This is a genomic window from Shinella sp. G-2 (genome assembly GCF_050172695.1).
In the GTDB taxonomy this organism is placed as follows: Bacteria; Pseudomonadota; Alphaproteobacteria; order Rhizobiales; family Rhizobiaceae; genus Shinella.
This window is the reverse complement of the sequence record NZ_JBBEYH010000037.1, coordinates 21,453-31,279: the sequence shown is the minus strand read 5'-3', so window position 1 is coordinate 31,279 and position 9,827 is coordinate 21,453. Positions and strand designations below refer to the sequence as shown.

8 protein-coding genes and 1 pseudogene are annotated in these 9,827 nt (G+C 63.6%); 6 read left to right on the top strand and 3 right to left on the bottom strand.

Features of this window, described 5'->3' with window-relative positions; genetic code table 11:
- From V8U06_RS27840 to V8U06_RS27830, 3 genes and pseudogenes are all read right to left on the bottom strand, one after another.
- Window positions 1–120, bottom strand: a pseudogene (locus V8U06_RS27840) (electron transfer flavoprotein subunit beta/FixA family protein); the annotation flags it as partial.
- A gap of 43 nt (window positions 121–163) precedes the next feature.
- A complete protein-coding gene (locus V8U06_RS27835) occupies window positions 164–769 on the bottom strand; it encodes a dimethylsulfonioproprionate lyase family protein (protein WP_427143443.1) in 606 nt (201 codons plus the stop codon).
- A gap of 2 nt (window positions 770–771) precedes the next feature.
- Window positions 772–2,808: an FAD-dependent oxidoreductase gene (locus V8U06_RS27830; protein WP_427143442.1), complete on the bottom strand. Its 2,037-nt coding sequence runs from the start codon at window positions 2,806–2,808 to the stop codon at window positions 772–774.
- Between the two features lie 145 nt (window positions 2,809–2,953).
- Between V8U06_RS27830 and V8U06_RS27825 the strand changes: the two genes are divergently transcribed.
- From V8U06_RS27825 to V8U06_RS27800, 6 genes are all read left to right on the top strand, one after another.
- Window positions 2,954–3,583, top strand: coding sequence for a TetR/AcrR family transcriptional regulator (locus V8U06_RS27825; protein WP_226917662.1), 630 nt, complete (start codon window positions 2,954–2,956; stop codon window positions 3,581–3,583).
- Window positions 3,584–3,590: 7 nt separating this feature from the next.
- A complete protein-coding gene (locus V8U06_RS27820; protein WP_427143441.1) occupies window positions 3,591–4,391 on the top strand; it encodes a pyrroline-5-carboxylate reductase family protein in 801 nt (266 codons plus the stop codon).
- Between the two features lie 67 nt (window positions 4,392–4,458).
- On the top strand, window positions 4,459–5,460 hold the full coding sequence (locus V8U06_RS27815; protein WP_226917660.1) for an ABC transporter substrate-binding protein: 1,002 nt from the start codon (window positions 4,459–4,461) through the stop codon (window positions 5,458–5,460).
- A 133-nt stretch (window positions 5,461–5,593) separates the two neighbouring features.
- The gene (locus V8U06_RS27810; protein WP_427143440.1) at window positions 5,594–6,481 is read left to right on the top strand and encodes an ABC transporter permease; all 888 of its coding nucleotides are present in this window, start codon (window positions 5,594–5,596) and stop codon (window positions 6,479–6,481) included.
- On the top strand, window positions 6,474–7,535 hold the full coding sequence (locus tag V8U06_RS27805; RefSeq protein ID WP_427143439.1) for a quaternary amine ABC transporter ATP-binding protein: 1,062 nt from the start codon (window positions 6,474–6,476) through the stop codon (window positions 7,533–7,535). The genes V8U06_RS27810 and V8U06_RS27805 overlap by 8 nt, the downstream gene beginning before the upstream one ends.
- A gap of 70 nt (window positions 7,536–7,605) precedes the next feature.
- The gene (locus tag V8U06_RS27800; protein WP_427143438.1) at window positions 7,606–9,591 is read left to right on the top strand and encodes an FAD-dependent oxidoreductase; all 1,986 of its coding nucleotides are present in this window, start codon (window positions 7,606–7,608) and stop codon (window positions 9,589–9,591) included.
- Window positions 9,592–9,827 lie beyond the last annotated feature (236 nt).

Here is a 9,827-nt window from a genome sequence, read left to right as displayed (position 1 = left end):
TTCGTCGAACGGGTTCATCGACATCTTCACGTTCGCAAGCTCGACACCCGAGCCATCCGCCTTGACGCGGATCTTCACGTTGTAGTCGACGACACGCTTGACTGGAACCAGGATCTTCATCGTCATTTTTCTCCCGCAGCCGTGCATTGCCGGCCTTTGTTCATCAATGGTCTGGCTGGTCCGGCAGCAAGGCCCAGAAGGCGAAAAGCGGTCTGTCGCTGGCGCGCATGGCGTGGCGAACGCCGGGTGGATTATAGAAGGAACCGCCGATGCCAGGCGAAAACCAGCCGGAATCGCCATGCAGAAATTCACCGTCCGACAGCACGAGATAGGTCTCCTCGGGCGCGTGATCGTGATCCGGATAGCGCACGTTCGGCGCCATCAGGGTTGCGCCGAACCATACATCCCGGCGATCTTCACACCCGCCCGGGCCGACGATCATGGTGTTCGCATGGCCCATCGGGAAATTGTCACTCGCGGTATCGTCGTGGGTCGGGCGCGACTTCCATTCAAGAGAGGGCTCCAGCGCCTTGAACCGTTCGATCAGCACATCGAGTGCGTCCTTGCCGGTCTCCACGGCAAGCGCTTCGTCCAGATAGCGCGTGCAAACCGGAAGGCGCTTGCCGATATCCGGACGCGCCGGCCGGGGCGCTTCCAGGTTGGCGAAAATCTGCGTGATCGACCCGCGTGCGCGCAAATCCTGCGCGCACTGGTCGAACGCCACGAAGGCGGCATCGAGGAAGCCCTGCAGGGCATCGCTCCGCACCATCGTCAGAGGTCCTTGGCAAGGCGCAGCGCATCATAGATGGCGGCATGCGTGTTACGGGCCGCAACCGCGTCGCCGATCCTGAAGAGCTGGTACGCGCCATCGGGGTTGCGCTCGACAGTCTGCGGCGCGCCGGAAAGCAGTTCATCATAGGAAACCGCGCCGAGGTTCTTCGAGCCGGGCTTCAGCTCGAAATAGAGATCGTCCAGCGGAATTGTCCCGTGGTTGACGACGATCTGATCGACGGTCCGCTGCCTGGAGACCCCGCCATAGTCGCTGCCGACATGGGCGATGAGCTGGTTGCCGCTTCTTTCCGCCGCCTCCAGGCGGTAGGTGACGGTGAAGGTCGTGTCGAGTTTCTGCAGCGATCGCATGTAGGGCACGAGGTTCATGGCCATGACCTCGGGCGCGAAGGCGCGGTCCGGCGTCATGATCTCCACCTTGCCGCCGGCCCTGGCGATGAATTCGGCCGCCTGCAGGCCGGCATGATCGCCGGCATCGTCATAGACGAGCACGTTGGTGCCGGGCTTCACGTCGCCGGAGATGATGTCCCAGGAGGAGACGACGAGCTCGTTGCCCTTCGTCAGCACGTCGGTATGCGGCAGCCCGCCCGTCGCGATGATCACCACATCGGGGTTTTGCGCCCTGATCGTCTCGGAATCCGCCCAGGTGTTGAAATGGAAGGCGACACCCAGCTTCTCGCACTGGCTCATGCGCCAGTCGATGATGCCGATCATTTCGCGGCGGCGCTCGCTTTGTGCCGTCAGGCGGATCTGGCCGCCGGGATTGTTCGCGGCCTCGAAGACGATGACCTCATGGCCGCGCTCGGCCGACACCCGCGCCGCCTCGAGTCCCGCCGGGCCGGCGCCCACGACCACGACCTTCTTGCGCACCTCCGCCTTCGCAATCGTATGCGGCATCGTTTCTTCGCGGCCGGTCGCCGCGTTGTGGATGCAGAAGGCAAGACCGCCCTGGTAGATGCGGTCGAGACAGTAGTTCGCGCCGACGCAGGGGCGGATGTCGTCCTCGCGCTTTTCGATGATCTTGCGCAGGATATGCGGGTCGGTCATGTGCGCGCGGGTCATGCCGATCATGTCGACCTTGCCCGTCGCGATGGCATGACGGGCGGTGGCGACATCCTGGATCTTCGCCGCATGGAAGGTCGGGAATTTCGTCGCCGCGCGAACGTCGCCGGCAAAATCCAGATGCGGCGCGCTCGCCATGCCCTGGATCGGAATGACGTCGGTCAGGCCAGGGTCCGTATCGATATGGCCACGGATGACGTTCAGATAGTCGATCAGGCCGCTTTCCTTGAGACGGCGGGAGATTTCCAGGCCTTCGGCCTTTCCGGTCCCGCCGGGAAGACATTCATCGGCCGTGTAGCGCACGCCGAGGATGAAGTCGTTGCCGACGCGCTCGCGCATCGCCCTGAACACGTCGAAACAGAAGCGCAGGCGGTTGTCGAGCGAGCCGCCATAGGGGCCGTCGAGCTCGTTTGTGAGCGGCGAGGTGAACTGGTCGATGAGGTGGCCATAGGCTTCCAGTTCGACGCCATCCATGCCACCAGCCTTCATGCGCTCGGCCGCGTCGGCAAAATCCTTGATGATGCGTTCGATATCCCAGTCTTCCAGCTTCTTGGGAAAGGCGCGGTGCGCGGCCTCGCGATGATGCGACGGCGCGACGACCGGCAACCAGTCGCCCTTGTCCCAGCGCGTGCGGCGGCCGAGATGGGTAAGCTGGATCATGATCGCCGCCCCCTCCTCGTGCACGGCGTCGGTCATTTCCCGGATCCACGGAACGATCTCGTCCTTATAGGCGAGCAGATTGTTGAAAACCGGCGGACTGTCCTTGGAGACGGCGGCTGAACCCGCCGTCATCGTCATAGCCACCCCGCCCCGGGCACGCTCCACCGTGTAGGCCCGGTAGCGGCCCTTCGGCATGCCGTCTTCCGGATAGGCCGGCTCGTGCGAGGTGACGATGATGCGGTTGCGCAGCGTCAGATGCTTGAGTTGGTAGGGCTGCAGCAGGGGATCGTTCGACATGCGCCGGGCTCCGGTTTAAGGGATTTGGGGCAACGCTACGCGGGAATGTACATATGTGTCAATGATCAAAACATGAAAGACCAAAAGATAGACACACGTGTACATTTTGCTTGCGACCGCAGGCGGGATTTGTTAGGAGGCATTCATGGAACAGACGACGAGCGACAGCGGCTGGCGCGGCTCCCACGAGGGGTGGCTGCAAGCCGCCTACGACTCGCTGCTCGAATCCGGCGTGGATTCGGTGAAGATCATGCCGCTCGCAAAACGGCTCAATCTTTCCCGGACCAGCTTCTACTGGTTCTTCAAGGATCGGGAGGAATTGCTCGATGCCCTGATCTCGCGGTGGCGGGAGAAGAACACCGGCAACCTGGTCAAGCAGTCCGAGGCCTACGCGGAATCGCTCGCCGAAGCGATGCTGAACGTCTTCGACTGCTGGCTGAACAAGGAGCTGTTCGACTCGCAATTCGAGTTCGCCGTGCGCAGTTGGGCCCTGCAATCGCCGGAAACGCTGGCGGAGGTGCAGAAGGCCGACCAGACGCGCATGGAGGCGATCAGCCGCATGTTCATGCGGTTCGGCTATGAGGTGGGTCCGGCAGACGTTCGCGCAAGAACGACCTACCTGGTCCAGATCGGATACATCTCCATGCAGGCGCAGGAGAACCTCGCCCTGCGCATGAAACGCATACCGGAATACATCGCCATCTATACCGGCCAGGTTCCGCATCAACGCGAACTCGACCGCTTCTTCGCAAGGCACCAATACAAACCGGAGTGAGCCGAAGGTGGAAACAGGCAAGGATGTGAGGATCGGCGTGATCGGCGGCGCCGGGTGGCTTGGCTCCGCCATTGCCGATGCGGTTCTCGCCGCCGGCATCGCAAAACCTCAGGATCTCGCCCTTTCCTACCGCAGCACGCGCCCGGATCGTTTCCCCGACGCATTCTGGACCTCGGACAACCAAGCCCTCGCCGACCGCTCGGACGTCATCGTTCTCTCCGTCCGCCCGGCCGATTGGGTCGACCTCAAGGTCGAAGCAGAGGGCAAGCTCGTCATCTCCGTCATGGCCGGCATCCGCCTGGCAGCGCTTGGCGAACGGCATCGAACCCGCCGGATTGTACGCACGCTGCCGAATGCGGCTGCGGAAGTCCGCAAGTCCTATACCCCCTGGATTGCCACAAACGATGTCAGCGATACCGACCGCGCTATCGTCCGGGCGATCTTCAACGCCTGCGGCGTGCAGGACGAGGTGCGGACCGAGACGGAGATCGACTACCTGACCGGCCTTACCGGATCCGGCCCCGCCTTTCCGGCCCTGCTTGCCGAAGCCATGATGGCGAACGCCCTCGCCCACGGCCTCGACCGCCAGGTCGCCCAACGGGCCGTCAACACGGTGCTCATCGGCACCGGTCGCCTGCTGGAACAGCGCGACGACTGTCCCACAGAAACGGTCCAGACCTTCCTCGACTACCGCGGCACGACGGCTGCCGCGATCGAGGAGATGCTGTCCGCGGGCTTCGGCAGCGCCGTGACACGCGGGCTTGCCGCCGCCTTCAGGAAATCGGTCCGCATGGGGGAAGCCTCCTAGCGCCGTCAGGAGCGGGTTTCGCGGCGCCCCGCTCCAAAAAACCAAGCCGCATGCAGAGGGAACGATAATGAAGAAACTGCTTGCATCGACCTGCCTCTTTCTGGGAACCGTCGCCGGCTCTGCGATGGCCCAGGCCGCCGAGTGCGGCGACATCACCATCGCCAGCATGAACTGGCAAAGCGCCGAGGTGATCTCCAACCTCGACAAGATCATCCTCAACGAAGGCTATGGCTGCAACGCCGAGATCACCATCGGCGATACCGTGCCGACCATTACCTCCATGGCCGAGAAGGGCGAGCCGGATATCGCGCCGGAAGCCTGGATCGATCTCTTGCCCGACGTCGTCAAGAAGGGCACCGACGAAGGCCGCATCATCAAGGTCGGCTCGCCGCTGCCGGATGGCGGCGTGCAGGGCTGGTGGATCCCCAAATACTTCGCTGACGCCCACCCGGACATCAAGACGATCCCCGACCTTCTGAAGCATCCCGACCTCATCAAGGACCCGGAAGATCCAAGCAAGGGCGCGATCTACAACGGTCCGCAGGGCTGGGGCGGCACCGTCGTCACCGCGCAGCTCTACAAGGCGTTCGAAGCGGAGAAGGCGGGCTGGAGCCTGATCGACACGGGCTCTGCCGCCGGTCTCGACGGCTCGATCGCCAAGGCCTACGAGCGCAAGGAAGGCTGGGTCGGCTACTACTGGGCGCCGACCGCCCTCCTCGGCAAATACGAAATGGTGCAGCTCGAAGCTGGCGTTCCCTATGACCAGGCCGAATGGAAGCGTTGCGTGACCATCGCGGACTGCACGGATCCCAAGCCCAGCGCCTGGCCGGTCGATACGATCGTGACGCTGGTGGCCAAACCCTTCTCCGAAAAGGCCGGCCCCGAGGTCATGGACTATCTGGCCAAGCGCTCCTGGAGCAACCAGACGCTCGGCCAGCTGATGGCCTGGATGACCGACAACCAGGCCAGCGGCGAGGATGGCGCCAAGCACTTCCTGGCGGAGAACAAGGACATCTGGACGAAGTGGGTGTCGCCGGAAGCCGCCGCCAAGATCGAGGCTGCGCTCTAAGCCTTGCGCGATGGCCGCGACCGGCGGCCTTCACAGAGCCGGTGCGGTATGTGCTTGCACATATCGCACCTCACCTGCCGGCACATGAAGAACAAGAAGACGTTGCGCGGCCTCTTTCCGGATGGGGAACCGAATGGACTGGTTTTTTAAATTCCCGCATATGGACGACAATTCGCTCCGCGATCTCAAGAAGGCCATCGACGATGGCTTCCGCGGCTTCACCCGCAGCTATGGCGATATCATCGAAGGCTTCTTCTCACCTCTCCAGCATTTCCTGATCGCCTCCGAGCGCTTCATGCTGAAGACACCCTGGCCGATCATCACCCTGCTCATTCTCGCCATCGCCTATGCCGCAACCCGCAGCCTGCGTATCGTGGCCGGCTGTCTCGCGACCCTCATGATCATCGGCTATTTCGACATGTGGGACGATACCATGCGGACGATCTCGATGATCTTCGTCTGCACCGTGCTGTCGATCGCCATCGGCATCCCGATCGGCATCCTGATGGCGCGCTCCGACCGCATGCAGCGCTTCGTCAATCCGATTCTCGACGTGATGCAGACCATGCCGAGCTTCGTCTATCTCATCCCCGTCGTCATGCTGCTCGGCATCGGCAAGGTGCCGGGGCTGATCGCCGTCGTCATCTACGCCATCCCGCCGATGATTCGCCTCACCAATCTCGGCATCCGCCTCGTCGACAAGGACGTGCTGGAAGCGGCGGACGCCTTCGGGTCGTCGAGCTGGCAGAAGCTGAAGAACGTGCAGATGCCGCTGGCGCTGCCCACCATCATGGCCGGCATCAACCAGACGATCATGATGGCGCTCGCCATGGTGGTCATCGCCTCGATGATCGGCGTGCAGGGCCTCGGCCAGCCGGTGCTGAAGGCCATCGCCAACCAGTACTTCACGCTCGGCATCTTCAACGGGCTCGCCATCGTCGGCATCGCCATCATGTTCGACCGCGTCAGCCAGGCCTATGGCAAGCGCCTCCAGAAACACCGGGAGATCGTCCATGGCTGATCACGTCTTCGGCGGCATCCAGATCCGTCACCTCTACAAGATCTTTGGTCCGAATGCCGCCAGCCACATCGAGGCCGTCAAGAACGGCCTCACCAAGGCGGAGCTCAATGCCAGATACGGCCATGTGCTGGGCCTCAGCGACATCAACATCGAGATGCCCTCCGGCTCCATCCAGGTCATCATGGGCCTGTCCGGCTCGGGCAAATCGACGCTGATCCGCCACATCAACCGGCTGATCGATCCGACCGCCGGCGAGGTTCTCGTCGACGGCGTCGACGTGGTGAAGATGCAGGAGGCGGAACTCCGGGAATTCCGCCGCCACCAGACGGCGATGGTGTTCCAGAAGTTCGCGCTGCTGCCCCATCGCACCGTGCTCGACAACACGATCTTCGGTCTCGAGCTTCAGGGCGTCGCCCGCTCGACCTGTGTCGACACCGCCATGCGCTGGATCGAACGCGTCGGGCTCAAGGGGTTCGAGGAAAAGTATCCCAACCAGCTCTCCGGCGGCATGCAGCAACGCGTCGGCCTTGCCCGCGCGCTTGCCAATGACGCGCCGGTGCTTCTGATGGACGAAGCCTATTCCGCGCTCGATCCCCTCATCCGCACGGATATGCAGACGGTGCTGCTCGACCTCCAGAAGGAGATCCGGAAGACCATCGTCTTCATCACGCACGACCTCGACGAGGCGCTGCGCCTCGGCGATCAGATCGCCATCCTGCGAGATGGCGAAGTCATTCAGCAGGGCACAAGCCAGGACATCGTGCTGCGCCCCGCCGACGACTATGTCGCCAACTTCGTCAAGGAAGTGAACCGGGGACGCGTCGTCCATGTCGACGCCGTGATGCGCCCGCTCGCGGCTCCGGCAGCAAGTGGCGGCCCTGCCATTGCCGCCGACGTCACGATCGAGGACGCCGTGCGCCTGCTCGCCAATGCGCCCGATGGCGACATCACCGTCGTCGATGCTTCAGGCAAGGCCATCGGCACCGTCACCTTCCGCCAACTGGCCAGCGCAATGGTCAATGCCCACGACGCCGGCCACCGCGCCGCGGCATGACGAACGAGGCCGGCGTCATCGCCGGCCTCGTCCAAAACTTCGTAGATCATTGCCCGCCTGGACTTGCGCGATGTCGAAAACCTTCCCCCGCCTCTTTTCACCGCTCAAACTACGCTCGCACACGTTGAAGAACCGCATCGTCTTCGGTGCGCATACCGCCAACATGGCCGTCGAAGGTCTGCCGACCGAACGCCATGCCGCCTATTACGAGGAGCGCGCGATCGGCGGTGCGGCGATGATCGTCGTCGAGCCCATGCCGGTGCACGCTGCCGCCGTGCTGACCCGGGGTAATTTCCGTCATTCCGACGATGCCGTGATTCCGCATTTCCGTAGGGTGGTCGAGGCCATCAAGCGGCACGGCACCGTCGCGATCCAGCAACTCTATCATGTCGGCGCCCATGGCGATTCCGACAATTCCTTTCATCCCCACTGGTCGCCCTCCGGCGGGCCGAGTTATCACGACAGCGACGGCTCGCACCCGATGAGCGAAGCGGAAATCCACGAGACGATCGACGGTTTCGTGGCGGCTGCGCGGCGATGTCGCGACGCCGGCTTCGACGGGGTCGAGGTCTGGGCCGCCTATCTCGGCATGGTCGACCAGTTCTGGACGCCCTGGTGCAACCGGCGCGAGGACGAATGGGGCGGGTCGCTGGAAAACCGCACGCGCATGTCGCGCGAAATCCTGTCGCGCATCCGCGCGGTCTGCGGCCCCGACTTCATCATCGGCCTTGCCGTCTCCGACGAGCCGGATGTGAAGGTTGCCCTTCAGCGCGACGAACTCGCCGCGATCGTCAAGCTGCATGACGATCTCGGTCTCATCGACTACGTCACCTGCGGCTCGGGCGGCTATCTCGATTTCTACAAGCTGATGCCGACCTTCCTCTATCCTGAAAAACTCGGCGCGGACCTTGCTTGCGTGCTGAAGGGCGTCGTCAAGAATGCCGCCGTCATCGCCGAAAGCCATATCCGCACCCCGGGCAATGCCGAAACGGTGCTTGGCGAAGGGGCAGCGGATCTCGTCTCGATCGTTCGCGGCCAGATCGCCGACCCGCATCTCGCCGCCAAGGCCCGCGAGGACCGGCCGGACGATATCCGCGGCTGCATTTCCTGCAACCAGATGTGCTGGGGGCGCCGCTCCCGCGATTACTGGATCAGTTGCCTGATCAATCCGTCCGTCGGCCGCGAAGCCGAATGGGGCGGTGACCGGTTTCGCAAGACCGGCGAGCCGAAACGCGTGCTGGTGATCGGCGGCGGCCCGGCCGGACTGGAGGCCGCCCGCGTCGCCGCCGAGCGTGGCCATCGGGTAACGCTTGCGGAAGCCGCACCGCGCCTCGGCGGAAATTTCCTTTTGGCCGGCCTGCAGCCGCGACGGGCACAGATCCTCGATCTCATCGCCTGGTATGAACGCCAGCTCGAAAAGCTGGGCGTCGACGTTCGCCTCAACAGCTATGTCGAGGCCGAGGAGATCGATCCCGCCGAATTCGACATCGCGATTGCCGCGACCGGCTCCTATTCGACCGAGACCGGCTTTCAGAAGGCGTTGCCCACCGTCGAAACCATGCCAGGCATCGAGAAAGGCAATGTCTTTACGGTCGAGGCCATCATGGCGCGCCAGGCGCGGGCGGGCAGGCATGTCCTGCTTCTCGACGAGGGCGGAGGCTGGCGCGGTGGCGGCACGGCCTGGAAACTTGCCGAGGAAGGCCACCGGGTAACGATCCTCACGCCCGATCCCTTCGTCGGCAAGGAATTGCAGCGGACCGCGGCGGACGTTCCGATGCGTCAGGCGCTGCGAAAGCTCGGCGTCGACTGGATCGTTGAGGCCAGCGTCACCGAATGGCACGGCAACGGCGCGACCATCATCGATCACACGACCGGCGAGCGCCGCTTCGTAGCGGCAGATACGCTTGTCACCGCGACGACGAACGCGGCGATGGACTGGCTGATGCCGGGGCTTCGGGAAAGAGGCATCGCGACACACCAGATCGGCGATTGCGCCGCGCCACGGCAGGCGCCGTACGCGTTTTTCGAGGGCCGCAAGACCGGACTGGCGATCTGACGGGACAGGTGAAATCGACCTTGAGCAGAAGGAAGCCAAGAACTCGCGTTCAAGGCTTGCCGCGGCACCGGCACCGGGGCCGACGAAGCGAGCGCGCGAGTGCTCGTGGACGAAACGCCGTCGGCCGCGCGCTTCGGCCCCACGACACTCGGCTTTCCGCCTATGGTGGATTACCTGAACAGCGTTCGCGAGGGCCGCATCAACTGTACGCCCGCACCCGCGCCGAGAGATGAAGT

What these genes read in the sequence shown, in the direction of transcription:
- V8U06_RS27835 (WP_427143443.1), bottom strand. Translation starts at nt 769, where the DNA reads ATGGTGCGGAGCGATGCCCTGCAGGGCTTCCTCGATGCCGCCTTCGTG.
- V8U06_RS27815 (WP_226917660.1), top strand. Translation starts at nt 4,459, where the DNA reads ATGAAGAAACTGCTTGCATCGACCTGCCTCTTTCTGGGAACCGTCGCC.
- V8U06_RS27810 (WP_427143440.1), top strand. Translation starts at nt 5,594, where the DNA reads ATGGACTGGTTTTTTAAATTCCCGCATATGGACGACAATTCGCTCCGC.
- V8U06_RS27825 (WP_226917662.1), top strand. Translation starts at nt 2,954, where the DNA reads ATGGAACAGACGACGAGCGACAGCGGCTGGCGCGGCTCCCACGAGGGG.
- V8U06_RS27830 (WP_427143442.1), bottom strand. Translation starts at nt 2,808, where the DNA reads ATGTCGAACGATCCCCTGCTGCAGCCCTACCAACTCAAGCATCTGACG.
- V8U06_RS27805 (WP_427143439.1), top strand. Translation starts at nt 6,474, where the DNA reads ATGGCTGATCACGTCTTCGGCGGCATCCAGATCCGTCACCTCTACAAG.
- V8U06_RS27800 (WP_427143438.1), top strand. Translation starts at nt 7,606, where the DNA reads ATGTCGAAAACCTTCCCCCGCCTCTTTTCACCGCTCAAACTACGCTCG.